At 46.7% G+C, this 25,119-nt stretch carries 22 protein-coding genes; 7 read left to right on the plus strand and 15 right to left on the minus strand.

The window, feature by feature from the left end:
* Positions 1 to 143: 143 nt before the first annotated feature.
* Positions 144 to 1,259: an alanine dehydrogenase gene (gene ald / locus FA954_RS11090; protein WP_037994369.1), complete on the minus strand. Its 1,116-nt coding sequence runs from the start codon at positions 1,257 to 1,259 to the stop codon at positions 144 to 146.
* Between the two features lie 135 nt (positions 1,260 to 1,394).
* Between ald and FA954_RS11095 the strand changes: the two genes are divergently transcribed.
* Complete coding sequence (locus FA954_RS11095) at positions 1,395 to 3,053, plus strand: PucR family transcriptional regulator (protein ID WP_121873933.1); 1,659 nt, start codon at positions 1,395 to 1,397, stop codon at positions 3,051 to 3,053.
* A gap of 96 nt (positions 3,054 to 3,149) precedes the next feature.
* Here the strand turns inward: FA954_RS11095 and holB are convergent, their stop codons facing one another.
* Positions 3,150 to 4,178, minus strand: a complete 1,029-nt coding sequence (gene holB, locus FA954_RS11100) for a DNA polymerase III subunit delta' (protein WP_052186662.1) — start codon at positions 4,176 to 4,178, stop codon at positions 3,150 to 3,152.
* A gap of 415 nt (positions 4,179 to 4,593) precedes the next feature.
* Here holB and FA954_RS11105 point away from each other — a divergent pair, with 415 nt between their 5' ends.
* Together FA954_RS11105 and FA954_RS11110 are read left to right on the plus strand one after the other, a co-directional pair.
* Positions 4,594 to 4,941 (plus strand): DUF1904 family protein, encoded by a 348-nt coding sequence (locus FA954_RS11105; protein WP_037994365.1) that lies wholly within the window; start codon positions 4,594 to 4,596, stop codon positions 4,939 to 4,941.
* Positions 4,942 to 5,101: 160 nt separating this feature from the next.
* Positions 5,102 to 5,944, plus strand: a complete 843-nt coding sequence (locus FA954_RS11110) for a DegV family protein (RefSeq protein ID WP_037994364.1) — start codon at positions 5,102 to 5,104, stop codon at positions 5,942 to 5,944.
* A gap of 70 nt (positions 5,945 to 6,014) precedes the next feature.
* Here FA954_RS11110 and FA954_RS11115 read toward each other — a convergent pair whose 3' ends face one another.
* Positions 6,015 to 7,907 (minus strand): terpene cyclase/mutase family protein, encoded by a 1,893-nt coding sequence (locus tag FA954_RS11115; RefSeq protein ID WP_037994362.1) that lies wholly within the window; start codon positions 7,905 to 7,907, stop codon positions 6,015 to 6,017.
* Positions 7,908 to 8,082: 175 nt separating this feature from the next.
* On the opposite strand from FA954_RS11115, the gene dnaI reads away from it, so the two are divergent.
* Entirely contained in the window at positions 8,083 to 9,006 is a 924-nt protein-coding gene (gene dnaI, locus FA954_RS11120; protein ID WP_037994361.1) for a primosomal protein DnaI, read from the plus strand.
* Positions 9,007 to 9,058: 52 nt separating this feature from the next.
* Here dnaI and FA954_RS11125 read toward each other — a convergent pair whose 3' ends face one another.
* The 3 genes from FA954_RS11125 to FA954_RS11135 form a co-directional block, all read right to left on the minus strand.
* Positions 9,059 to 10,660, minus strand: coding sequence for an asparagine synthase-related protein (locus FA954_RS11125; protein ID WP_037994359.1), 1,602 nt, complete (start codon positions 10,658 to 10,660; stop codon positions 9,059 to 9,061).
* Positions 10,657 to 11,142, minus strand: coding sequence for a transglutaminase-like domain-containing protein (locus FA954_RS11130; RefSeq protein WP_037994357.1), 486 nt, complete (start codon positions 11,140 to 11,142; stop codon positions 10,657 to 10,659). The genes FA954_RS11125 and FA954_RS11130 overlap by 4 nt, the downstream gene beginning before the upstream one ends.
* A gap of 404 nt (positions 11,143 to 11,546) precedes the next feature.
* A complete protein-coding gene (locus FA954_RS11135) occupies positions 11,547 to 11,840 on the minus strand; it encodes a hypothetical protein (protein WP_037994354.1) in 294 nt (97 codons plus the stop codon).
* Positions 11,841 to 12,107: 267 nt separating this feature from the next.
* On the opposite strand from FA954_RS11135, the gene FA954_RS11140 reads away from it, so the two are divergent.
* Positions 12,108 to 13,427: a helix-turn-helix domain-containing protein gene (locus FA954_RS11140; protein WP_037994352.1), complete on the plus strand. Its 1,320-nt coding sequence runs from the start codon at positions 12,108 to 12,110 to the stop codon at positions 13,425 to 13,427.
* 480 nt (positions 13,428 to 13,907) lie between these two features.
* Positions 13,908 to 14,564 carry a hypothetical protein gene (locus FA954_RS11145; RefSeq protein WP_037994349.1) on the plus strand — a complete coding sequence of 219 codons (657 nt, stop codon included), beginning with the start codon at positions 13,908 to 13,910 and terminating at the stop codon, positions 14,562 to 14,564.
* A gap of 183 nt (positions 14,565 to 14,747) precedes the next feature.
* Here FA954_RS11145 and FA954_RS11150 read toward each other — a convergent pair whose 3' ends face one another.
* From FA954_RS11150 to FA954_RS11165, 4 genes are all read right to left on the minus strand, one after another.
* Entirely contained in the window at positions 14,748 to 15,773 is a 1,026-nt protein-coding gene (locus tag FA954_RS11150; RefSeq protein WP_037994347.1) for an NADP-dependent oxidoreductase, read from the minus strand.
* A 239-nt stretch (positions 15,774 to 16,012) separates the two neighbouring features.
* The gene (locus tag FA954_RS11155) at positions 16,013 to 16,786 is read right to left on the minus strand and encodes an ABC transporter permease (protein ID WP_037994344.1); all 774 of its coding nucleotides are present in this window, start codon (positions 16,784 to 16,786) and stop codon (positions 16,013 to 16,015) included.
* Positions 16,758 to 17,708, minus strand: coding sequence for an ABC transporter ATP-binding protein (locus tag FA954_RS11160; RefSeq protein ID WP_138615101.1), 951 nt, complete (start codon positions 17,706 to 17,708; stop codon positions 16,758 to 16,760). Before FA954_RS11160 ends, FA954_RS11155 begins: the two co-directional genes overlap by 29 nt.
* Before the next feature lie 139 nt (positions 17,709 to 17,847).
* Positions 17,848 to 19,143, minus strand: a complete 1,296-nt coding sequence (locus FA954_RS11165; RefSeq protein ID WP_062842854.1) for a homoserine dehydrogenase — start codon at positions 19,141 to 19,143, stop codon at positions 17,848 to 17,850.
* 286 nt (positions 19,144 to 19,429) lie between these two features.
* On the opposite strand from FA954_RS11165, the gene FA954_RS11170 reads away from it, so the two are divergent.
* Positions 19,430 to 20,260 (plus strand): sporulation protein, encoded by an 831-nt coding sequence (locus FA954_RS11170; protein ID WP_175413208.1) that lies wholly within the window; start codon positions 19,430 to 19,432, stop codon positions 20,258 to 20,260.
* Between the two features lie 31 nt (positions 20,261 to 20,291).
* Here FA954_RS11170 and FA954_RS11175 read toward each other — a convergent pair whose 3' ends face one another.
* The 5 genes from FA954_RS11175 to FA954_RS11195 form a co-directional block, all read right to left on the minus strand.
* Positions 20,292 to 21,620, minus strand: coding sequence for a hemolysin family protein (locus FA954_RS11175; RefSeq protein WP_342353661.1), 1,329 nt, complete (start codon positions 21,618 to 21,620; stop codon positions 20,292 to 20,294).
* Between the two features lie 98 nt (positions 21,621 to 21,718).
* Positions 21,719 to 22,510 carry a M56 family metallopeptidase gene (locus tag FA954_RS11180; protein ID WP_049719743.1) on the minus strand — a complete coding sequence of 264 codons (792 nt, stop codon included), beginning with the start codon at positions 22,508 to 22,510 and terminating at the stop codon, positions 21,719 to 21,721.
* Complete coding sequence (locus FA954_RS11185; protein ID WP_231564581.1) at positions 22,507 to 22,941, minus strand: BlaI/MecI/CopY family transcriptional regulator; 435 nt, start codon at positions 22,939 to 22,941, stop codon at positions 22,507 to 22,509. Before FA954_RS11185 ends, FA954_RS11180 begins: the two co-directional genes overlap by 4 nt.
* A gap of 82 nt (positions 22,942 to 23,023) precedes the next feature.
* Positions 23,024 to 24,232 carry a cell wall-binding repeat-containing protein gene (locus FA954_RS11190; protein ID WP_138615104.1) on the minus strand — a complete coding sequence of 403 codons (1,209 nt, stop codon included), beginning with the start codon at positions 24,230 to 24,232 and terminating at the stop codon, positions 23,024 to 23,026.
* 118 nt (positions 24,233 to 24,350) lie between these two features.
* Positions 24,351 to 25,109, minus strand: a complete 759-nt coding sequence (locus FA954_RS11195; protein WP_138615105.1) for a BUD32 family EKC/KEOPS complex subunit — start codon at positions 25,107 to 25,109, stop codon at positions 24,351 to 24,353.
* Positions 25,110 to 25,119 lie beyond the last annotated feature (10 nt).

Consider the following 25,119-nt stretch of genomic DNA (forward strand, 5'->3'; position numbering starts at 1 on the left):
TAACCGCAATCGTGATATTGATAATGAGAATTATTATCATCATAGCTTGTCCCAAAGTATGGGTCAATACACGCCATCCCTCTTTCCTCCGTCAAAAAAAGCTGTGCAGAAGATCTGCACAGCTTTTTTCACTCTTTTTCACTTTATTTCAACAAATTCATCACATCAACATACTCGTAGCCGAGATCACGGGCCACCGGAAGGCAGGTGACTTTTCCTTCCAACGTATTCAATCCTTTGGCCAGTGCCGGGTTGTCCAAGGCCGCTTGGCGATATCCTTTATCCGCAATTTGCAATCCGTAATTGACGGTGACATTGGACAAAGCCATGGTGGCGGTACGCGGTACCGACCCCGGAATATTGGGCACGGCATAATGAAGGACTCCGTGTTTGACATAGGTCGGTTCATCATGGTTGGTGATCCGGTCCACGGTTTCAATTGATCCGCCTTGGTCTACGGCAACGTCCACAATGACCGATCCCGGTTTCATTTGTTTCACCATTTCTTCGGTCACCAAGCGCGGTGCACGGGCTCCCGGAATGAGAACCGCTCCGATCAGCAGGTCTGCTTTTTTCACTGCTTCGGCAATGTTGTACGGGTTGGACATCAGGGTGTTCACTTTGCCTTGGAACAGATCATCCAATTCCCGCAAACGGTTGGCATTGATGTCCAGCAATGTCACATTGGCTCCCATACCAACTGCCATTTTGGCTGCGTTGGTTCCGACGACGCCGCCGCCGATAATGACCACTTCACCGGGCAATACGCCAGGAACGCCGCCCAAAAGAATTCCTTTTCCGCCTTTTACTTTTTCAAGATATTGCGCTCCGATTTGAACGGACATTCTTCCCGCCACTTCACTCATCGGGGTTAACAAAGGCAGGGAACGGTTTTCCAATTGGATGGTTTCATAAGCGATGGCCACGACTTTGTTTTTCACCAATGCTTCCGTCAGTTCGGGAGCGGCGGCCAGATGCAAATAAGTGTACAAGATTAATCCTTCTCTGAAATATTGGTACTCTTCCGGCAATGGTTCTTTTACCTTCACAACCATATCTGCCGCCCACGCCTCTTTGGCGGAGCCAACGATTTTGGCGCCGGCATCCACATAATCCTGATCCGTGAATCCGCTTCCTTCACCGGCCGTGGTTTCTATCAACACTTCATGCCCGTGATTGATATAAGAAGCAACCGCCGCAGGGGTCAAACCCACCCGGTTTTCATTATTTTTTATTTCCTTGGGTACACCGATAATCATGAATATCACCTTTAATTTCCGTTTGTAATTCGTACGCCTCCAGTATAAATTATTTATTAAAGCGGTTCCAATAGACACCATGTCATAAATCTGTCCGCCCTTTTCTTACACTCTATCCACAGAAGGTGAATCACATTGGCATCACTCATTTTGCAAGATATCCTGAAACGTCCGACATTTGCCGAGGCCAAGGTGGTTGCAGGCCATAACGGGTTGAACCGGCGGGTCCGGTGGGTTCATATTTTGGAAGTTTCCGAGTTTGACACGTTGATCAACGGCGAAGAAATGATTCTGGCCACAGGCATCCATTTTCAATCTTCTTCGGCTTCTCCCGCCCGTTATCTGGAAAAATTGATCCGGCTCAATGCTTCCTGTTTATGCTTGGAACTGGGATACTACTTTCACACGATCCCGGATGACCTGATTCAAATTGCCAACCGGCATGACTTTCCGTTGATCGTGTTTCCCAACGACATCCGCTTTGTGGATATCACACAAGATTTGCATTCCGTTCTCATCAACAAACATTTTCAGATACTGAAAAACCTGGAAGCCCTGTCCCGTGAGTTGCACCGCTTGAGCCTGGAACCCAACGGCACCAACAAAATTTTAAAAATGCTGTATCACAAAACCCATTCACCCATTCTCTATCTGCCTTTTAAAGATCAGCCTTCTGTATTTCCAAAAATGGAACCCGAAAAAGAAACCGAACTCATTCAGTTTTTAAAAGATAAACGGACGGTTCCCGGCATGGAAACATCAGAACACCGGTCGGCCCGGTATTGGCCGTTTCAAAATCAATATATCCTGCTGCAGCCGGTAAGTGCCATGGGACAAACCTGGGCACACATCGGCATGATTTTGAAACAAAAGCCAACCCGTTACGAATTTTTGATTTTGGATTGGACCTCCTTGGCGATTGCTCAAGATCTTTTGCGCAAACGGTATATGGAAGAAAGACGGTTGCACTCTGAAAATGTATGGGTGGATGATCTGCTTCACAACCGGCTCGACGAATCCCAAATCCACCATCATTTGGGGGCCGATTTTTACGGACTGAACCATAAAAAAAGCTTTGTCTGCCTGATCGAGTGGCTTCCCCGCGCCGAAACCAAACAAGAACGGCGGGAAGTGGAGGAATATCTGCAATACGATTTTCCGATCATCATCCGCGCCATTTTTGAGCAACATCACTTTTATCCGCTGATCACCCGGAGCAACCAAAAGATCGCCATCATCGCATTCGATCTGGAATCTGATTTCTCTTGGAAATCCCGCGTTTCAAAGCTGTTGAAACAATTAAAAAAACAGTCCGGTTTCCTGTTCAAAGCCGGGGTGGGACAACGTTACAACGGGTTTGCTTCCATCAGCCAAAGTTATCAGGAAGCCCGCCAGGTTTTGGATCTGAACGCCCGCCAAAGCAGTGAATTCACCTTTTATGATGAATTGGGCGTTTTCCAGCTGATCATGAATTTAAAAGATAAAGACCAGCAATTAAAAAACTTTATCCATCAACATTTGGGACCGGTCATCGAACACGACCAGAAAAGAAACAGCCATTTGCTCTACACGCTCAAAGTTTACCTGGATCACAACGGATCCAAAAAAGCAGCCGCCGACCATCTGTACATCGCACGCCAATCGCTCTATTACCGGTTAGAGAAACTTCAAGAATTATTGGGGGACGGCTTTTTGACCACAGAAAATCAGCTGACGCTGCAGACCGCGTTGAAAGCATGCCAGTTGATCTATCCGGAATTACTGACAAGCCGTGGCGAAAACACGAAAAAATAGCTTCCCGAAAACAACCGGACGCGTCCTTTGGTCCCCTGTGGAATCCAAAAAACGCGTCCGTTTTTCTCCGGATGATCGGAAACTGCTTGTCCGTTGTTAAACTTTGGACAACGGAATGAGTTCCCAGCCGTTTTTCATACTCAACCGTTCCTCCGACACGGCCACGATCATTTGTTCAAAGATGCCTTGCCAGTTTAGCTGCGGTCTGACCAAAAGACGGCGGGCAATCAGGACATTATCCATCGCCAGCATGATTTTCCCGGGAGAATGCCTCATGCTCAAACGTTCGATCCCGGAATCGCGAAAAATTTCCGTCTCCCCTTTCAATGAATTCATCAAAATGTCCCGGTAATACAAAAGCAACACATCCAACAAAAACCAAGCTCTCTCTTCCTTCACTTCATCCAACAGCCACGATTCGGAAAGGGTGAGCAATGCATCAGGACTGCCTGACAAAATCCGGCCCCCCCACTCTTTCACCTGATGCACCACGGACGCATAGTGTTTGATTTTCCCGTCGTCATACGCTTCGCCATCCGTTTCCAATGAACCGGAAAGTCGGGCAAAGACGCCGGCAAGTTCCTCCGGAATCCCCTTTTTCAAAAGCTGTTCTTTTTTGACCGATGGCGGAATCTCGGAAAAACGGACCAATTGGCAACGGGATTTGATGGTTGGAATCACATCGGACAAATGCCTGGTGATGAGAATGACCACCATGGCGGATTGCGGTTCTTCCAAAAATTTCAACAAGCTGTTGGCGGCTTCATCCCTCATTTTTTCGGCTTCCTCGATGATGGCGAACCGGGTCACGCCTTCCGGGGCGCTGTAACGAAAACGCGATTGCAACTGTCTCAACTGCGCAATTTTGATTACATTTCCCTCCGGAAGGATCTTCAACACTTCCGGATGATTGCCTTGCGCAATTTGAATGCAAGAAGGACACCGGTCGCAGGCATCCGCTTCATTCCGTTCACAATTGGCGGCTTTGGCCAGTTCCAAAGCCATTTCTCTTTTCCCCGTGTTTTTGGGGCCGTAAAAAATATATGCATGCGCCAACCGGTTTCGTTGGATCGCGTTTTTCAGCACCTCTGCCAGATGAGGTTGCAGGGAATTTTCAAAAGACATGGCAACGCCTCCCCGCGCGAACATTCTCTTCATTCATCTTTGCATTTTCCACGCACAAAAATCAAGCGATCATTAAAAAGATCCGCACATGGCCTCCGGGAGACAACCATCCATTGAACCCGCCCGTTCCCGGATCGACAAAACCCGTTGGCATTTGGCAGAATTCTCTTTGTTTCCGATAAAAACCAAGCACTTTTTTGTTTTGTATTGATAAATTTTAGTAACCCGAAATATTATTGCTTAAGCCGGAACCAGCGGAGCAAAGAAACCTTGATTCGCGGAAAAGACGATCGGTACAATCTAATTAGCGGCCTGCACAGCTAAATTCCACCCAAAACAAACCGCAACAATCCATGCAAATTTATGATAAAACTACAATGGGACCTGATTAAACAACATAGAAAGGAAATGAATTATGCCTTTTTTACGTTTTAAAGGTTTTCCGAAGGAAACCCTGAAGCAATTGGCCCCGCAAATTGTCACCGACTTTGCCAAAATGGCACAAGTCCCTGAAGAAAAAGTAAAAATTGAATTGCTTCAGGTCGAACCGATTATCCAGTCACCGCGTTCACTGGAAATCCTGATGTTTCCCCGGGACAAAAAAGTGCATGACCAATTGGTTGCCAAACTCCATCAATTATTGGAAGAAAAAGGTTTTTCAAATACACACATTTTTTTCATTCTCCTCTCTCCCTCCCTCTATTACAAGAACGGACAACCTCTGGAGAACATTCCTTCTCCCCCCTTCCTGCATTCATACTGAGGAGCATCGATCCGGTCAGCTCACCTGGTATCACAGGTGAGCTGATTTTTTGCCCATATATTCATATAAAATATAAATTTCTTTTTATATCTAATATTATTTTTCTTGCAAACAGAAAGCCGAACCCCGTATACTGAAAGTACTTTAAGGAGGTTATTGAATGAAAATTGCATTGGTCACAGACAGCACCTGTGATTTACCCTGTGAAATGGTTGAAAAACTCAACATTCACGTTGTCCCGCTTCGCATCCATTATTCCGGCGGAGAATTCCGCGATGGAATCGATATCACTTCCCGGGATATCATAAACCGCCTCGAACACGAAGTCCCCAAAACATCCATGCCTTCCCCCGAAGATATCACCCGGATCTATCACTCTTTACAAGAGCAGGGATATACCCACTGCATCGTTCTGACAGTCTCCGCTTCCCTCAGTGGCACCCACAACACCTTCCGTTTGTGTGCACAAGAGATTTCCGGCATGAAGATCGATGTCATTGATTCCAAAGGGGTTTCTTGGATACTGGGATTTTTGGTGCTGGAAACGGCCCGGCTGATCCAAAAAACAAAGAATTATGAGGAAATCATCCGGAAGATCCACGAAACCAAAGAAAAAATTAAGGCCTATTTTATCCTGGACACGCTCCAATACGTGCAAAAAGGCGGGCGAATCGGGAAAGTGGCCAAGTCTCTCGGATCGATGCTTTCCATCAAACCCGTCATCACTTTTGATTCGGAAGGAAAACTGCACACGCACTCGGTGGCACGCGGAAAAAAACAAGCCCTCAAAAAGCTGATGGCCCCCGTTTACGAGCATCTGTCTTCCACACGCGCCCGGATTGCCGTGTTGCACACCCAAGCTGAAAAGGAAGCCGAAGCGCTGTTGAATCAAGTGAAAAACGCCGGAAATGTTTCCGAAACTTATCTGGGATGGATCAGCCCCACTCTGGCTGTCCACGCCGGCCCCGGTTTGCTGGGCATCGTCATCCATCCCCAGGATTGACATGACCTCATCCACTTTCTGTGTTTTCAGGAGTGGATGTTTTTTGCACAAAAAAAGGGCGGGTCCCCTCTCAACTATATTTTTGCAGATAATGTGTCATCGCCATTAAAGACCAAACATACGGATAGCTGTGGTAATACACATAAAACTGCCCGGAAAGACCCGCTCCCGCCGGATAAGACCATTCTTCCCCACGTTTCTCCATCATTTCCAACAAACAAGCCATCCCCTTTTCAATCGCCGGTGTCGGATGGTCATGGTAGGCGATCAAAGCATCCAATGCCCAAGCCGTTTGCACCGGAGTCGAAAACGAAAGGGGAACAAACCGGTCCTCCGCATCACTGTAACAAGATTCTCCCCATCCCCCGTCGGGACGTTGCTTGGAGAGTAAAAACCGAATCCCTTTTTGCACGGAAACATGGGTTTCGGGCACTCCCACCGCAGCCAGTCCTTTCAGCGCCGCCCAAGTTCCATAAATATAGGAAACGCCCCATCGGCCAAACCAAGAACCGTCGGAATTCTGGTGATGATAAAGCCAACTCCATGCCCGCCTGACTTCGGGGCGGTCGATGGTCCAGCCAAGCTCCGATCCCAAAAAATGCAAAACGCGTCCGGTCAGATCCGCAGTGGACGGGTCGCCCCAAACTCTTTTTTCATTGCGGGCAGGCAACAACTTGAGCCACATCTTGTTCGTGTTTCGTTCAAAAGCAGGCCATCCGCCATCCCGGTTTTGCATGCTCAACAACCATTGCAATCCCCGTTTCCATTCATCCTGCGCCCAGCCTTCCCGGACAGCCGGAGCAATTGCATGCAAACATTGAACCGTATCATCCACATCCGGATTGATCGTATTGGTGTCGGAAAATCCCCATCCGCCCGGAATCGCATAACGATTCTTTAAACACCAGTCTCCGCACGATGTATGCTGTTTTAACAAAAGATAATTTCTTCCTTTCTGTATCACACCATGCCCGGGCGAAAGGCCCGCATTTTGCAATGCCGTCATCACCAGGGAAGTGTCCCAAACCGTCGAAGTTGCCTCCTGCAAATGAGCGCCCTCTTGAAGAGGAAAAATCATCCGGTCCAATCCTTCCATTGCCTTTTGGATCAACGGATGATCAGGCGGATAGTCGAGAGACAACAAAGCAAAAATCATCAAAAAGGTACTGGTCATATAACTGTACAGCGTCCCGTCTTCTTCAATGCGGGAAAGCAAAAAGTTCTCTCCCCAGTAAAGGGCCCGCTGATGGACATTCTTCTTAAAAAACGTGGAATAAGCCGTTGTTTCCACCGCGGGAAGCAAATCCTCTTTGGTCCAAAAATAATCCGGGTGCATGCGTTCCATATACGTCCGAAAAGAAGAAGGCAACCAGTCTTCCACTTCCCGATAACCTTTGAGATGAATGTAAAAATCCTGATCGGACGCCAACATGACGGGAGCGATGTGAACACGCGCATATCCCACGAAATCAAAAAAATTGACAGGGCTTGCGGCCGGCAACAGAAAAAACTCAACCGGCAGTTTGGTGATGCGCGACCAACTCCGGTGCCCAAGCAATGCCAGAACCACTTGCGTCAAGGAGCCCGCTTTCGTTTCCATGCCGCGGGAAAGCAGGAAGTCGCGCGCTCTTTTGAGCGAAGGATCATCGGGCGTTTTCACCCCGGAATACAAAAGCGCAAGGGAGGCATCCAAAGTGGCGGAAACATTCCCTTCCTTCTCATCCGGAAACGCTTTCCAGGTTCCATCACCGGTTTGTTTGTCCAGAATGCGTTCCAAAACCGGCGCCAAGGTGCCGGGGTCAGGACGCTTTAACACTTGATGCAACAGGACATAATACGCGTCGGTCCCAATTCCATTTTCAAAGCAAAACGGCCACGTTCCATCCGGGTTCTGTTTTTGGATCAACTCTTTTTTCAACCGGTGAATCATCGCTTGAACATGAAGAATCCATTGACTTTGCATCGCACTGCTCCTTCATTCCTGCTAGTTAAAACATATTCAGGGCGCGATGACAAATGACTAAAATTTGAGAATGGAATTTTCCATGATATTTTCCTGATTTTAGAGTAAAAATCTATTCCGTTTCCTGATAGAATAGAGATTACGATCAACATCGATTGCAGGAGGAAGGTTCGTGATGAAACGGATCAACAATGTGATGGTTCCGGTGGGCAAAAACGTAAAAGCGGTCGACAAAGAACGGCAGTTAAAGCTCCTGCTTCAATTTCCGCTGGTCGAAGAATTCAGGAAGCAACATCCTGAACTTCCGACAGAAGTTTATCAGCGTTCTTTCTCCTTCCTTCAGCAATTTGTGATGGAACGTTCCAATTGCCAACAATGTCCGGGGCTGGACCGATGCCCCAACATGATGAAGGGACATTACCCGGAACTGGAAGAGTATGGCGGTTATCTGGACCTGACCATGCATGAATGCAGCAAATGGAAATCGGAAAAACAAAAATCGCTGATTCAAAGCCATTACATCGCCAAAGAAATTCAACAATCGACGTTTGAGCAGATTGACTACGACCACCCGGAACGGAACAAAGCCATTTTGACCGCCATGGATTACTGCATCAGTTTCAAAGAATCCCCTCTTTCTTACGGCCTGTATTTATACGGGGCGTTTGGGGTGGGCAAAAGCTACATTGCCGGTGCGATCACCAATGAATTGGCCAAACACAACATCTCTTCGATCATGGTTCATTTCCCCGCCTTGGTCGAAGAATTGAAAGCATCCATTGCCGATAATCAAATCAGCCGGAAAATCGAGGCGTTAAAAACCACGCAAGTCCTGATCCTGGACGATATCGGCGCCGAGTCCTTGACCCCCTGGCTGAGGGACGAAGTGCTTTCCGTCATTTTACAAAGACGGATGACGGACCAACGGCCGACCATCTATACATCCAACATGACATTGGATGAGTTGGAAGAACACTTCAGCTATACGGCAAAAGGCGGATGGGAAATTTTAAAAGCCAAGCGGTTGATGGAACGAATTCGTCCTTTTGTGCAACCGGTGTTGGTTCAGGGACGAAACCGGCGCTATCCCGCTGAATGAAAAACCTTCATCAAAAACCCCTTTCCCGTGAGAAGGAGCTTTCTGATGAAGGTCACAACAAAGAGCGGAGCCATATTTCTGTCATGAATGCCCAAATCAGCCCTTTGGTCGACAACATCAGCAACCGCTGGTGTTCCAGGCATTCTTTCAGCCGTTCACAATGGATGATTCCCCAATCCGCCAAGATCGAGTCTTCATCCAGCAATTCTTTGACTTGTTCCCGGTGCTTCAGCAAAAAACGGGCCTCCATCGGCAACACCCGGTACTGCCGGGGCACATAGGCAATCACTTCACCCGGCAGCCAATCAAAAAACGCCTGTCTCAACACCGGTTTTTCGATCCATTGCCCCCCGCGAAACAGCACTTTCATTTCAGAAGGCAGGGAAATGGCGATTTCCATCAGTTTTCTGCTGACAAAGGGAAACAACATGTTCATTTGATGCGGGGACAATTGATGCAACTGAATAAGGGACTCCTTGTCCCGGTTTAATGAATACCCCATCGCTTGCCGGGCACTGGTTTTTTCTTTCAGCGAGCCTAGATAATTTTTGGCTTCTTTTGCCGCCTTGTCGGTAAAAAAAAGCGGAATCGGGATGTCTTCCGGATGATTGGCCCACGTCGGGCGAAGCATTCCCAGCTTTTCCATCAGCCGTCTGGATAACGTTTTGTTCCATATCCGCTTGGAAAAGCGTCCGGTTCCGTCATAGCCGAAAATATAGTCGCCAAAATACCCGGAAGCAAGCAGGTTGATCCCGTCCTTTTGGCTTTGCCTGCGGGCTTCTTTGATCATCAGGTAATCCAAGCCGGGATACGGCAAATAAAATTGGTTGGCATCTTTTGTTAACGCCTTCAAATCCCCCGGTTCAAGGATAATGAGCGGGACATTCGCCAATCGTGTCACCTTTTCCGCGCTGAAACGGACCTTGGACTTTTCGCCGCGCCATCCCCAATGATATGCAACGACCGGGATCTGGCAGGATTTTAACATCATGAGAATCGCCGAGGAATCAATGCCTCCGCTCAGCAAAACCCCCACCCGGTCGGCCGGTTCAATCCGGTCCTGGATCGTTTGGGTCAGGATTTCGATCACCAAATCCGCCGCTTGGTCCCATTTTAACTTGGCATAATCCGGCCGGGGACGCAATTGGTCAAACAGGGTCATCTCTTCATTCTCCCGGTGGACGCGGATCATGTGCCCGGCCGGCAGCTTTTTGATATCCCGAAAATAGGTCTGGGATGGCTCCTGGACTTCCGCAAAACAGGACCCCACCAGTTCTTCCTTTTTCACTTTGGACAAATAGGGACGGTCTTCTCCCAGTACCTGTTCAATCCGGGTGGACCAAAAGATCTGCCGCTTGGTCCGGCGCAGATAAAGGGAATATTTACACAACAAACTTCGGTAAATCAATCCGGTTCTTTCTTTCCTTTCAAAATAAACGACAATAAAAGCACCGTCGATTTGTTTTAAAAAACCGGGCCCTTCTTTCAACAATGTTTTGAATTCTTTTTTGGCCTCATGCCAGTTGTTGTTTTGGATCAGCTTCATCAAAGGTTCCAACCGGGGCGGATAACCCCAGACCTCACCGTAAAATTGGAAAAAACTCTGAAAAAAACCGAAATCAATGAATCCCTGGATCGGATCAAATTTTCTCAATGGACGTCAAACCTTTCCGGAATACGCTTAATTTCTCGAAAGTGCCATTCAACCTCCCATGATTCATTCAGGGGAATCTGCCGGAGTTCAACCCAGACATGCAAATTTTCAATCACATGGTCGTCACTTTTTTCCCCCAACACCATTTGCGCCGGAATCCCCAACTTTTTAAGAGACGCACACAATGACAGGGAACGGAGGAAAGAATCAATTTTTCCCGCATTCAACAGGGACACCACAAATTGCGACCAGACCATCACCCGCCTGGCGAACAAAAATTCCGCCAACGGATTTTTAATGCGCACGGGATCTTTGCATCGGATCGACTTGAGCCGGTCCATGGCTTTGTTTAAACCGTAAATCCGGTAAATCAAAAGCATCCAAACCGAAATCACGATCACCCGGAGCAACCGCTTGAACGGTAATGGAGGAACTTTGGCCGCCCGGTCCTTGGCAAACAAAAGAACAAAATACAGATTCACCCAAGAAAGCCTCCAATCCATAAAAAAAGCACAGTATTCCCGAACCCCTACTGTACTTTTCCTCTCACTTATCACTCTATCTGTCAACGGTTTGGCATGATTCAGCCATCAAGAAAAATCCCCCGGTTAATTCCATTTTAATGCAAATTTTTACATCTTTCAATAAACAACTCCTTTCAGCGGACGCTTGCAGCCATGGATGTTAAAAAAGGCGGAAGAATGAAAGCGTTGCCTCCGGGAGGACGTGAAAGTCCTTTCCAGGGCAACGCTTCAGCTTTGTTGAGGTGTAAACAGGTACTCTCTCATTTTTTCCGCCGTGCATCCTTGTTTTTGATGGTTCTATGAAATGACGTGCCATCGCACAAGCACGAGAAATTTTACATTCCATCAATATGATAAAATCATTACGTTCCAAAAATGTCAAAGGAGCGTCCGGTAATGATTTTTTTGCCGTCTTCCATCTCCACCTGGATGACATCGATCAACGGAAGTTGAATTTCCAACCCGTCACCCGTCGACAATTTCACCATTTTGATGCGGTGCTCCGGCTTGTGCTCCACGTAACAAATCACACGGATTTCTTCTTTTTCCTGAAAATTGGTTTCATCTCGCAAATATTCGATTTGCGAACGTTGTCTCAATTCCGACAAAAATGGTCCGACCTTTTCCTTTTGGCCTTCAACCTGCACCTTCAACATAAGCAACTCCTCCCAAAATTTTGCGGTGTTTCAACCACTGAAACCAATCGGCATCTTCCTGACTATAGTTTATAAATCTATTTCTTACATTGCAAATCGATACAAAATTACTAATAATAGAAGGAATTTTGCAGATTTGTGCCAAACTAGATAAATAAATAAAAATAAAGCAAAAATGTTCACCCGGATTTTGCATATTTGCATGAAAAGCAACAAAAAAACAACCGAAAATAAACAAAAATTTTTTTATTTGCGGAGGTGAGTTCGTTGCTCCCTCTTGACCATGAGAATGCGGGGCGTGTCATTCGGAAAAGGCGGAAGGATTTGGGGCTCAGGCAAAGCGATTTGGTGGATAACATGATCAAACTCCATACCATCCGCAAAGTCGAAAAAGGCGAAGTGGTGAATGAGGATATATATCTGCACATATGCAACAAGCTGGATCTGGACATCAAGCAGTTATCCAAGTCTTATGATGACGAGAAGGAACGCGAAGAACAATTGAAATTCAAATTATTCGCGATCGAGCATGACATCGACATGGCGGGTCCGGACAAAGGTTTGGAAGAACTCAGGAAAACCGAGATTGACAAAAACTCCCCCTTGCTTCCCACATACCTCTTTTTAAAAGGAAAATGCATTGCCCGGAAAAAACATTGGAAAAAGGCACAGGCCCAATTTTTGAAAACGTTGAGCACACTGAAACAGTATCCCGATTGGAAATCAACCAACGTGCAAGCCGCAACCTACAATGAACTGGGCCGTTGTTGTTATTATTTGAACAATATCGAACAAGCCCTCCATTATATTGAAAAAGGGTTGGAATCCTATGACCCCTCCGGTGAACGCGAATATGTCGTGTACCATTTAAAAATGAGCAAAGTGATTTACCTTGAAAAATTAAACCGGAATGAAGATGCTTTCCGCACCTTGGAAGATATGTGGAAAGAAGTCGACAATATCGAGAGCATCGAGATCCGCAGCAGTATGTATGAAGTGCACGCCACCTTGCTCAGCAAACAGGAGCTGCATGAAAAGGCGATCGAATATGCCACCAAAGGCCTGCATCTGGCCCGTGTGGACCAAAATGTGGACCGCGCGTTTGAGCTCTGGACGGCGCTCGGGGATTGTTATCAAAACATGGGGGATTATTACAAAGCAGAAGTTGCATTTCGCACAGCATTAAAACTAGAAAAAAAAATCGGAAAAAAAAATATGTTGGTATCTACCTATACGAAACTAGGTATGCTATACTTAAAAACAAAAAAAATCCCCTTCGCACAAAAAGCTTTGCAGAATGCCGTACAAACAGGACAAAAAACAAACGATGCTTTAAAATACTGCAATGCTCTCATTGCTCTGGGCGATTGCTACATGCGCCAAAACAAAAACGGCGATGCACGCAAATGCCTGCAAAAAGCACTCACGATCTCCGAAAAACATGCACTCAAAATCCTTGAACCGGAAATCCTCGTCAAACTTGCAAAATGTTGCGAAGAGGAAGATCCTGTCACTTATGAAAAATATAAAAACAGATTTTTTCAAACTTACTGCCAATTACTTGAAAAAGGCGAGGGAAAATTGTAACCCCTTTCCCTTCCTTTTCCTGGAAAGGAGGGATCCGGATGAAACGCCTTTTCGGCGGAGAACCGCCCGCTGTTTGATCGTACTTTTCCAATCCAATCTTAATCTTAAGGAAGGGAGTTTAACACAATGACTTTTCTCTTTGACGGAGAACCGCCTGCCGTATAATTCCAAACCAAGCCAACTTTTCTTTTTGACTGAATGATCACAAAATTCGCGCAGCCATTTTGGGGGAATGGCTGCTTTTTTTATTTGATCTTTATAGAAAGTTTATATTAATTTTACAGAATTGTCAATGTTCTCTACCCTTTCCCAGACCGGATTGGAAAAGTACCGGTCACTATATTATTCGTAACCCGGTTCGAATTTGCATCCCTTCTCTTCCACTTTTTTTGAGAAATTTGCCATAGTCTTTTCAATTGAATTCACCACAGGCATTCAGTATGATAAAATCATTGCTTGATCATAGGGAAGGGAAGTACCATGTTGAAAAAAACTCTGCTGATTGTTTGCACACTCCTTCTTGCATCCGGTTGTTCAGTCTTCGCCGATTACCAGCTTTCACACCAACTGGTTGAGTCGATCGAACAGTTGGTCGTGCAACACAATGACACTGAACATACCCGGAACAAGATGGAAACGTATTATAAAAACATGGAAAAAAGCATGAACCAATTTCAACGCAGCATTCAAGAAACGGGAAAAGCCGATCCCAATGAGTTAAAAGCGCTCTTAAGCGATATGGACCAAGTGATCGCTGAACTTCGCAACTATCAAACAGAAGAAGAAAAAGCCCTGAAGCAACTGGACCAATTGATGAAAAAAGCGGAAGAAATGTCCGGTGACAAAGGTCAGATGGCAAAGGACACCTTAAATTTGTTTAAACAGCTGGTTCAGCGTGAATCCAGACTGGCCGAAGTGAATATCGGGATTTTGACGGCGAATAAAAATTACTACACCGCCATCGCCAAGAAAAATACGCCTCCCAAAGACCAATTTGAATCGTTAAATCAGGAAAGAAAGAAATTGGAGAAAGAAACGGAAACGCTCATTCAAAAATTTAATCAGTCTTGGGGCCGCTTCAGCGAGGAAGTCACAGGACAGCCTTTGAATAAAAGCAACAGCAATCCATCCTTATAATCCGTTTTGCCTGCCTTTTCTCTCCACGATGCGGAGAAAAGGCTTTTTTGTATGCAGGTGATCATATTTTTCAAATCCTTCCAAAAAAGAGGGAGACGCCGCTTTCGGCCACTCCCTTTTGACACAGCGGAAGGGACCGGTCGGCTGCGACGGTCCCTTTGATCATAATAAGCAAACCGGTTTTTAAACTTTGACAATCTGTTTTCCCAGGTTCTCTCCGTGAAACAGCCCCAAAAAGGCATCGACGGTGTTTTCGAATCCTTCCACAATGTTTTCTTTATATTTCAGCCGGCCGGCATTTACCCATTCTGCCAACTGCTTTAACCCTTCATCAAATTTGTCGGCGTAATCGGAAACGATAAATCCTTTCATCAAAGCGCTTTTAATCAACAATTGCGGCTGGATTCTCGGTCCGATATCCGGTTTTTCCAGATTGTACAGGGAGATTTGTCCACAGAGCGGAATCCGGGCCTGATGATTTAATAATGAAAGGACTGCATCGGAAATGTTCCCACCCACGTTGTCAAAATAGATGTCCACCCCGTCGGGACAAGCTTTTTTCAGTTCTTCCCGGATGGAGTCCGTCTTTTTATAGTTAATCGCGGCATCAAAACCCAATTCGTTCTTCAAAAATTCCACTTTCGTCCCGGAACCGGCAATCCCGACCACTCGGCAACCCTTGATTTTGGCAATTTGTCCCACGGTCATGCCGACGGCTCCAGCGGCACCGGAGACCACCACCGTTTCCCCTTCCTTGGGCTGTCCGATTTCCATCAGTCCAAAATAAGCGGTAAGCCCCGGCATGCCCAAAACGCCGAGAGCGGTGGAAATCGGAGCCAGATCCGGATTCACCTTGGTCAATTCATCTTCCCCGGCCACGGCAAATTTCTGCCAACCGTAATTGCCGAGGACAATCTCTCCTTCATCAAACAGTTTGGATTCCGATGCAATCACCTCACCGACCACTCCGCCGGTAATCACTTCATTCAGCCGGTAAGGCGGTACATACGATTTTTGGTCGTTCATTCTCCCGCGCATGTAAGGATCGACGGACAGATATAACGTCTTGACCAGAACCTCACCGCTTGACGGTTGAGGAATCTCCTCTTCCACCCATGCAAAATCTTCAGGCACCGGCATTCCTTGAGGACGTCTGGCCAGCAAAATTTTTTGGTTTCTCTCTTTCCCCACGGATAACTCCCCCTTCATTCGACATTTAATAACGATATTATTCCCGCAACCTGTTTCATTCAAACGGCTTTTCAAATAAAATGAAAATGAGAAGGGATGTGATGACCGCGATGCAGCCGATTCGTTGCCTTGAGTGCTACAAACAGCGTCCGGGCGGCCGTTGTGACTTTTGCCCGCTGCACCGGAAAAACCGCGACAAGTATCAAGCATTGGGAGACGGATGGTATTTGCCGAAAGAAGAGAAGCTACCTGTTGAATCAGATCACCTCTCTTCTCGCAAATCCCCACCAAGCCAAGAAAATAAACAAGACATAGTGAACCGCAAGCATCACCAATGAGAAGCCCAAGGTCATCCCGTCAAATGCCGGGAATCCTCCAAAAATATAATTCGCCAAATCCACATTCGCAAAGAGAAGATATTTTCCCCATTGGACATCGAACCCCCGGAGCAATTCCACCCAAAAATACCCGGTGAAATACAGAAACAGGGTAAGTCCGATGGACAGCGAATTTTTGGTTGTCAAGGCCGAAATCGCAAAAGCCATGGTCACCATCATCACCATTTCCACCCACTTGCATCCGTAGATCACCAGGGCACGCGCCAAAAGCATCCCCGAATCTCCCCGGACAGGTGAACCGAAAAAAACCCATCCGTACAAGGCGGAAGTCCCCGCCAGCAACAAAACCCCTGCCAGCAACAAGAGTAAAACCGAGGCATACTTGGACAACAAGATTTTCAAACGGGAAACCGGGCGAATCCAAAGATACGTCATCGTCCCCCAGGCATATTCACTGCTGACGGCATCCGCGGCAATGATCAAAGCAAACAATTCCACCACCGGCAAAAGAAAAGTGTTCGTAAGAAAAAATCCCCAGACATCTTCCTTGATGCCGCTTACGGATTGCAAAAACAAACAGACAAACGCCATGACAAATCCGGCAAGCAAAAGAATTATAAAGAAAACCGATGTACGGGTCCTCAGAAAAATTTTCATCAACTCATTATGTACAAGCCGGTTCCAGTGGACCATCCGCTTCACCTTCAATCATTTCCAAATACTGATCTTCCATGGTCTGATGAACCACCCCGATTCCGTAAACTTTGACTCCTTGTTTCATTAATTCGGCAGTGAACTCCGGAATTTGTCCTTTTTTTAACATGATTTCAAATCCCTTGGGGACAGGCACAAATTCCTTTTCCCAATTCAATTCTTGTAAGGCGGTTTTCACGTTTTCCAGCGAATCCACTTCAAAACGGACCCAACCTGCCTCCGCTTCCTTGTCCGGTTCTCTCTTTAGCGAGCGGACCGCCACGCATTTTCCCGCATTCATCACCGCAAACCGGTCACACATCCTCTGCATTTCCGACAACAAGTGTCCGGATATGAGCACGGCCGTTTTTTGTTCCCTTGCCAGCTTGCCCAATAAATCGCGCAACCGGCGGATTCCTATGGGATCGAGACCGTTGACGGGCTCATCCAATATCAACAGGCGGGGCTTGGAAAGAATCGCCTGTGCCAATCCCAAACGTTGTTGCATGCCCGGGGAAAAGGTATTCACCGGATCATGAACGGAATCGCCAAGATCCAGGAAAGCGATTACTTCATCGATCCGCTCTTTTTCGACATCCGGCATCATCCGCGCAAAAAGGCGTAAATTTTGATACCCGGTTAAAAAGGGATACCACTTGGGACGTTCCACAATGGCGCCGACCGGCCGGATCGCCTTTTGAAATTGGGTGCGGACTGAATATCCGTCAATGAACACATCTCCCTGATCCAACTTCATCAAACCGACAATCAACCGGATCAACGTTGTTTTTCCCGCACCGTTCGGGCCAAGCAAGCCAAACACCTCTCCCGGGTAAACATCAAAAGAAACTTGGTCAATCACCTTTTGTTTTGCAATCGATTTGGATATATTTTTGATCTCAAGTATCGGTTGCCGGTCCATGTTTTTCTCTCCTTCATCCAACGGCCTTGTCTTTCAAATTGTAACAAAACCGCACAGAGTGACGAGGAAACGTTTGATGAACGAACCAAACAAAAACACCGCTCTCAAAGGAACGGTGCCGGATAAAAAATTTTGCCGCTTATCTTTCCAACACCGGGTAACAGCTTTTCAGCTCAGAAATGCCATCCTGTTGATGGATGGAGGCAAGTACCCGGTTTAAATCGGCTTTGACCGCTTCATGTGTCACCAAAATAATTTCCGCACGGTAACCTCCGTTATAAGGTTTTTGAATCACTTGCTCCATGGAAATGTGGTTTTCCGCAAACAGTTGAGTCAGCCGGGCCAGCACTCCCCGCTCATCGGCCACCACCAGCCGCAAGAAATATTTTGATCCTTTCTCCTGGTCGGTTTTTAATCGTTTGGTTTCATAAGGCGCCACCATTCTTTGCCCGTTGACGCCCAGTTTCATATTCCGGATAATCGTCACAAGATCAGACACCACGGATGTCGCCGTCGGCAAAGAACCTGCCCCCGGGCCGTAAAACATGGTTTCCCCGACCGCTTCCCCTTCGATCAAAATGGCATTATTCACCCCGTCGATGGAAGCGAGCGGATGTTTTTGGGACAGGAATGTCGGTTGAACGCTCACTTCGACCTTATCGTGGTCCCGTTTGGCCAAACCCAGCAGTTTTAATTCATAGCCCAGATCTTTGCCCAACTCGATATCCTCCATGGAAACTTTTGTAATCCCCCGCACATCCACTTCATCCGGATGGACAGCGATGTGGAAACCCAGCGTGGACAAGATGGACATTTTATATGCCGCATCCCACCCGTTCACGTCGGAAGAAGGATCGGCTTCCGCATACCCCAGCTTTTGCGCCTCTGAAAGAGTGTTCTCAAAGCTTGCTTTGTTTTGGCTCATCTTGGATAAAATGTAATTGGTCGTCCCGTTGACCACTCCCATGATCTTGTGGATCCGGTCGGAGGAAAAGCTGTCCATTAAAGCCCGCAAAATGGGAATCCCGCCGGCCACACTGGCCTCGTAATAAACATCGCATTGATTTTCCTGTGCCACCCGCAAAATCTCCGCCCCATAAAGAGCCATCAAATCCTTGTTCGCAGTAACCACATGTTTTTTCCTTTTCAGAGCCGTCAGAATATATTCCTTTGCCGGTTCAATGCCCCCCATCACTTCAATCACCACATCAATTTCCGGATTTTCAATCACTTCCCCCGGATGAAGGGTCATTTGATCCGGATTCACATCGGTTTCCCTTTTTTTGTGCAGGTCTTGCACAAGGACTTTATGAATTTCCACATGCAGCCCGGTCTCTTTATACAGATCCTGTTGATGATCCGAAATAATCCGCACGACCCCTTGTCCGACAGTTCCCAATCCCAATAGACCCACTTTGACGGCTTGTCTTACCATATTCTCCCTCCCGCTTGATGTAAACAATGGACAAAAGAAGGTTTTGTCCTCCGTAGAAATACATATGTTTTCCGCATGGAGACAGTATAACGAATTCAAAAAAAATTAGCAACCGATATGAAAAAGAAAAAACAGGAGATGATGGTTTCTTCTTAATATTGTCATTTTTTTCTCTTATAAATTTGATAAGATTACTATATACAAGATCATGAAAGCGTTTTTTTGGCATAAAGAGAAAAAAACCGGCGAAGTCCTTGTCTATTTCAATAAGGGGGTTCTTTCGCTTATGATGTTTAAAACCTTATTGGCCAAAATGGGGAAGGGCGGAGCACAGACAGACTTGATTCTGGAAAAGGATCGAGTGCATTTGGGAGATCAAGTGAAGGGAAAATTATTGGTTCGCGGAGGCATCATTGATCAAGAAATCCACCAGATCGCGACCGATCTGATGATTCATATCCGGATGGAACAACAAGTGCATTCCTATTCCATTGCATCATTCCCGTTTCATTCTCCATGCTCTGTTCGTCCCTCGGAAGAAATCACGTTTCCTTTTTCTTTTCGACTGCCTGCAAACCTGCTCGTTTCCGGTTATACCGTCTCCTATCAATTTGTCACCCGGCTGGAAGTGGGTACCGGTGAGAAATACACAAAAACCGATCCGGTCATTATCACCCCGCCCCGTTCTTTTCAACCTTTGTTAAGTGCTTTGGAGCAATTGGGGTTCCATGAAAAATACGGCTCCCGCAGCTATGATGGAAAAATGCAAACGTTTGAATTTAATCCCACTACTTTTTTGACAAAGAAAGTCCGTGAATTAGAAATGGCTGTTGCCATCGGAAAGGAAACGGTTTATATGTTGGTACAACTGCCATCTCTGGCGGCTTGCCGGGAAATCAAGTTGAAACGCGAATGGTTCAATCAACCGGAACGGCTGAAAAACTTTTTGCAGGCATCTTTATGGGAAATGGTGTATTATCCGGAGCACTGTCAACAAAGCAAAGAAATGTTTTATAAAAAATACTGTTCTCTCCCCGGGTCCATCGGCGCTTTTGCCGGAGAGTGGTCGGAGCATTATGAACACCCGGACTGGGTGATCAATCAGAAAAAGGCTTGACGACGAATCCATCGCCAAGCCTTTTTTGCAATCATGATTCCAATGGAGCTTTCTCCATGGCATCTTCTTGATGTGGTTCCTTTGAATTCAGCGGAGAGACAATGATCCGGGAAATACGCAACTGATCCATCTCTTTGACGGTAAACACCCACTTGTCAAACGATACTTGATCCCCTTCCTCCGGCACTTTATCCAGCTCGGAGAAAAGCCAACCGCCGATGGTGTCATTATCCGGATCCTCGATCGAAATGTTGAAATGTTCATTGACATCCTCGATCAACAAGCTGGCATCGATCAATGTGTCTTCTCCGACTTTTTGGATCAACGGCAGTTCGTTATCAAATTCATCTTGGATTTCTCCAAAGATCTCTTCAATGATATCTTCGGTTGTCAACAATCCTGAGGTTCCGCCGTATTCATCCACAACAATCGCCATTTCCACGCGATTCTTTTGCAAGTTATGGAAAATATCCTTTAACTCCATGGTTTCCGGCACCACCACCACCGGGCGGATGATTTGGGAAATATCCGGCTTTTCCCCTTCCGCAATGTATTTATAAATATCACGGATGTGCACTATCCCTTTGATATCGTCTTTATCCTGACCGCAAACCGGGAAGCGGGTATGATGGTTTTCTTTTATGATTTCAAAATTTTCTTCAAACGAATTTCCTTCAAAAAGGCAAACCATTTTCACCCTTGGTACCATAACTTCCCTGGCGATTCTTTCCGTAAAGTCAAAAACGTTATCAAACAACGTCAATTCGGTTTTGTCAATCACTCCGCTTTTATGGCTTTGCGCGATCAGCATCCGGATTTCTTCTTCCGTATGCGCTTGCTGATCCGCTTTTCCGTCGACACCGATTATTTTCAACGCCAAATTGGCTGAAGAGTTCAAAATAAAGATGAAAGGCTTAAACAAATTGTAAAACCAATTGAGCGGTGTTGCCGTCCATAAGGTTGTCTGCTCCGACTGGCGGATGGCCAGGGATTTTGGAGCCATTTCCCCCAAAACAATATGCAAAAATGTGATGATCAAAAATCCGATCACCGCGGAAATGGTATGAATGACCCAGCCGGGCATGCCGAAGTAAGCAAGCACCGGTTCAATCATTCTTGCAATGGCTGGCTCACCAACCCATCCCAATCCAAGCGAAGCCAAGGTGATTCCCAACTGCGTTCCTGACAAGTATGCATCCAAGTTCTTTACAACTTTTTTGGCTACCTGAGCACGGCGTCCTTTCATATTGGCAAGTTGCGTCGCTCTTACCTTGACAATGGCAAATTCTGCAGCAACAAAAAAGCCGTTTAAAAATACGAGAAAAAGCACCAGGATTAATTTCAATATAATACTTATCACTTCGTCCAAATCTTTTTCCCCCTATTAAACACCGCAAAAATCATGAAGTAAAAAGAAATCAAATCTTATTATAACGCATTTTTTCTCATGGGCGTTGATCATTTGATGAAATCATAAACCGGGCAAATCGTCAAGATCACCAGTACCAACAAGGTCAGGTAGTAATCCCGCTTCTGCTGTTTCATCACTGGTGTCTTCTTCATGAAACCGTCGATCCTGACATCCATCCATGCAGAGGAAAAGCCGGCCGACCCATGAATGGAAGACACGGGGGAAGATTGTTCCAAAATCTTCAAAAGAGCGGAAGCCAACGGTTTTAAACCGCATTGCCCGATGGCATGCCGGTCGGCAGCCAGTTCCTTTTCTAAATCATATTGTTTTGACCAGGTTCTGATTAATGGAAAATAAAAAAACCCGGCAGATGCACTTTTGGCAAACCATATTTTTAACGGATCCCTTTGTTTGCAGTGATAAACCTCATGTTCCAACACGGCTTTCAGCTCTTCCTCATGAAGCGCTTCCATCATTCCTTCACTCACCAAAATTTGCGGGCGGAACCATCCGTACGCAAAGGCAAAAGGCTGAGGATGTTTCACCACCTTAAACGGGATTGAGGTCTTCTTTTGCATCTGGTGAACCAACGGGAAAAAGGCATCGGATTGCCATTTTAACAGTTGGTTGATCTTTCGTTTTGTTCGGATCAGAATCGTTGCCGAACGGACGGAAAAAATCATCAGACTGAGGATGAAAATCCCCTGCACAAGATCATGATGGATCCACCGGGACTCCCCAAAAAACCTGTCACAACAGTGATCCATCCATCCGGCCGCAAACCAGTTGAAAACACCCCATCCCACGGTAAAGGCAAAAAGCTTTTGGAACGAACTCATTTTCGTTCCCCTTCCTCTAACTCATTTAACAACTGTTTCAACTTTCTCAGTCCGTCCGGTGCGTTGCCCACCGCATCGACAAATTGGGCAATCGCAATATCCCCGAAATCATCCAAGATACCTTGGATCGTATGAGAGGAAAAATGACGGATCAAATCTTCCGGTTGATAACGTGCTTTGTAAAGATATCTCTTTCCCTTTTTCTTCCGGCTCAACACGCTTTTTTGGTGGAGGCGGTTCATCACCGTCATAATGGTTGTATAAGCGTAATGCTTGTGCGCCGGCAATTGATCCAACACCTCTTGCACGGTTTGCCAATCTTTTTGCCAAATGATTTTCAGGACTTCCAGCTCCAAAGGACCGAATAATTTGCTTAACATCTTGTGTTGTTCTTCTGTCATCATCGTCGTTTCCTCTCCTTCTTTCTTCATTGTATCAGCCTCCGAACCTTTCGGTGGAAAAATTCCATCGAAAAAAGAACTCCGGCTACCGGAGTTCTTTCAACCATGTTCGTTAATGATGTCCCATATGTTCGCCATGCCCGTTGTTTCCCTGCATGGGCATATGCTCCTCATGTCCGGACCCGCCGCTTTTGGGCACAATCTCCAGCAAACGGTCGATTTTCCCTTGAACCGCAAACGGAACCGATTTTTCGGAACCGATCAGATAGGCGTGATTGTAAGGGCCTTCGGTCGGCTCCTTCTCATACCCGGGCTGAAGTGATGTTAAATATTGTTGCAGCGCCGCGGATAAATCGTTCCCCTCCAAAACAAGCATGGGGGCATGTTTTCCAAGATGGGCAAACGAAGCCGAAGCAATGGCGGTGTCCAATGAACCGCTCTTGACAAAGGTCAAGCCATGCCCGGGTTCGGTCACTCCCCAGCCAAATCCGGTTTTTTCATCTTTGAATTTGGCAAAGGCAATCGCATTTTCTTCCGGAACATCTCCTGCAATCCGGACCACTTCCCCATAGGACTGCAATTCTTTTTCCACTTTGGGGGAAATCACTTGTTCCGGCCCCAGCAAATATATTTTTGCTTGCCCCTTCCGTTGTTGAAGTGCCTGCCGGGTGGCTTCCGGAACCGCATCTTTGCTGACATAAAGCAACGGCTCGGGCATATGGGCGATCCAGCCAGCTGCCGGCAAAGTGTAGTCAAGCCGGTCGACCGAACCGACAATCACGTTTTTAGGATACTCTCCCCCGTTTACTTTTGCATAGTAAGCGTCCAGCTGCCGGGCCATTTCAGCAGGATCTTCCCCGTGAATGACATCCACTTTGTACCCTGCATCCGTGATTTGTTTTTTGGCCTTGGGAGCAAAAGAACCGATCATGATCACTTGGGTTCCCTGATTCATCGAACTTCCGGCCGGCTGAAGCCGCTTGATTTCATCCAGCGTCTCTTGCGGGATCTGATCTTTTTTGGCATACAACAGCGGCCCGTTATTCGGATGATGCACCAGAGTGACCGACGGCAAATTGAGTTTGGTTTTGCCGGCTTCTGCAATCAATACCGTTCCCGGCCGGTTTTGCGCATCCGTGGACGGCCAAATCATCCGGGAAATCAGAACCGCAGCCTTGACCGGATCATCCTCATTCACCCGCGTCACATTCTTGGTTTGCAGCACCCATTGTCCGGCGCCTTCCGGCCGGTCCGGTTCCTGCCCCCGGGAACCGCAACCGGCCATCAGCATCGCCACGGCCAGGATCGCCATCCATACCATCCGTCTTCTCCTCATTTTCTCTCCCCTTTTTACAGTCGAAACATTTTATACTACATCATTGTAGTAGTTTGACGGGGATGATTCAACAAAAAAGACGCCCCCTTCGGGACATCTTCGGTCAGGAACTGGAAAACGAAAAATATTTTTTATATTTGCGATGGCGGTAACGGTCCGATGATGAAAAAAACGGAGACGAATAACGGCGACGGCGCGGATATGAACTTGAATACTTGTGGTGGCGCGGGTAAGAACTCGAATACTTGTAACGGCGCGGGTAAGAGCTGAAATATTTACGCCGGCGGCGGTGCTTGTGCCGGGATGAGGAAAAGAGGCTGCCGAACAATCCGCAGTGATATTGCAAACATTCCAGTTCCTCCCCGATGCGGGACCGGTAAGCCTCTTTGTCCTCTGTAAAAAAGAAACGCCCTGTATCAATCACCCGGATCCGGTTGGTGTCCTTGTCCAACATCAAATTGTTCAGATGGAGATCAGACGGGATGATTCCTTCGTCATAACAATCCTCCACAATTTCCTCGATCTGCGCATAAGTCCGGCTGTCCAGCTTTTCTCCGGACCGGACGGCCTCCGCCAGTGTGAATCCGTCCACTTTCTCGACCACCATCCACCGCTTTCTTTGATCGATGTAATGAAATGCCGGAAATGCGGGATGGCTGTTTAAACCGCTCAATGTTTTGTAATCATCATTCTCGCTGTAATTTTCTTTATACACTTTGACTGCAAATCCGTCATAATCATATACTTTTCCGCTCAACCCTTCCCCAAGCAGGGGATACTCCTCGATTTTCCCGCTTTCAATCAACGCCTCCAAATGGCGGATGGCTCCTTTATCCGTTGCAAAATTCTGTTTTTGGATCACCTACATTTCC

The organism is Thermoactinomyces vulgaris (genome assembly GCF_005886755.1).
Lineage (GTDB): Bacteria > Bacillota > Bacilli > Thermoactinomycetales > Thermoactinomycetaceae > Thermoactinomyces > Thermoactinomyces vulgaris.

Coding starts and splice junctions, on each gene's coding strand:
- FA954_RS11190 (WP_138615104.1), bottom strand. CDS start 24,232: ATGGTATGGATGGCGATCCTGGCCGTGGCGATGCTGATGGCCGGTTGC.
- FA954_RS11115 (WP_037994362.1), bottom strand. CDS start 7,907: ATGCAAAGTCAATGGATTCTTCATGTTCAAGCGATGATTCACCGGTTG.
- dnaI (WP_037994361.1), top strand. CDS start 8,083: ATGAAACGGATCAACAATGTGATGGTTCCGGTGGGCAAAAACGTAAAA.
- FA954_RS11145 (WP_037994349.1), top strand. CDS start 13,908: ATGTTGAAAAAAACTCTGCTGATTGTTTGCACACTCCTTCTTGCATCC.
- ald (WP_037994369.1), bottom strand. CDS start 1,259: ATGATTATCGGTGTACCCAAGGAAATAAAAAATAATGAAAACCGGGTG.
- FA954_RS11110 (WP_037994364.1), top strand. CDS start 5,102: ATGAAAATTGCATTGGTCACAGACAGCACCTGTGATTTACCCTGTGAA.
- FA954_RS11165 (WP_062842854.1), bottom strand. CDS start 19,143: ATGGTAAGACAAGCCGTCAAAGTGGGTCTATTGGGATTGGGAACTGTC.
- FA954_RS11170 (WP_175413208.1), top strand. CDS start 19,430: ATGATGTTTAAAACCTTATTGGCCAAAATGGGGAAGGGCGGAGCACAG.
- holB (WP_052186662.1), bottom strand. CDS start 4,178: ATGTCTTTTGAAAATTCCCTGCAACCTCATCTGGCAGAGGTGCTGAAA.
- FA954_RS11105 (WP_037994365.1), top strand. CDS start 4,594: ATGCCTTTTTTACGTTTTAAAGGTTTTCCGAAGGAAACCCTGAAGCAA.
- FA954_RS11135 (WP_037994354.1), bottom strand. CDS start 11,840: ATGTTGAAGGTGCAGGTTGAAGGCCAAAAGGAAAAGGTCGGACCATTT.
- FA954_RS11155 (WP_037994344.1), bottom strand. CDS start 16,786: ATGGTCCACTGGAACCGGCTTGTACATAATGAGTTGATGAAAATTTTT.
- FA954_RS11185 (WP_231564581.1), bottom strand. CDS start 22,941: ATGAAGAAAGAAGGAGAGGAAACGACGATGATGACAGAAGAACAACAC.
- FA954_RS11150 (WP_037994347.1), bottom strand. CDS start 15,773: ATGAAGGGGGAGTTATCCGTGGGGAAAGAGAGAAACCAAAAAATTTTG.
- FA954_RS11160 (WP_138615101.1), bottom strand. CDS start 17,708: ATGGACCGGCAACCGATACTTGAGATCAAAAATATATCCAAATCGATT.
- FA954_RS11180 (WP_049719743.1), bottom strand. CDS start 22,510: ATGAGTTCGTTCCAAAAGCTTTTTGCCTTTACCGTGGGATGGGGTGTT.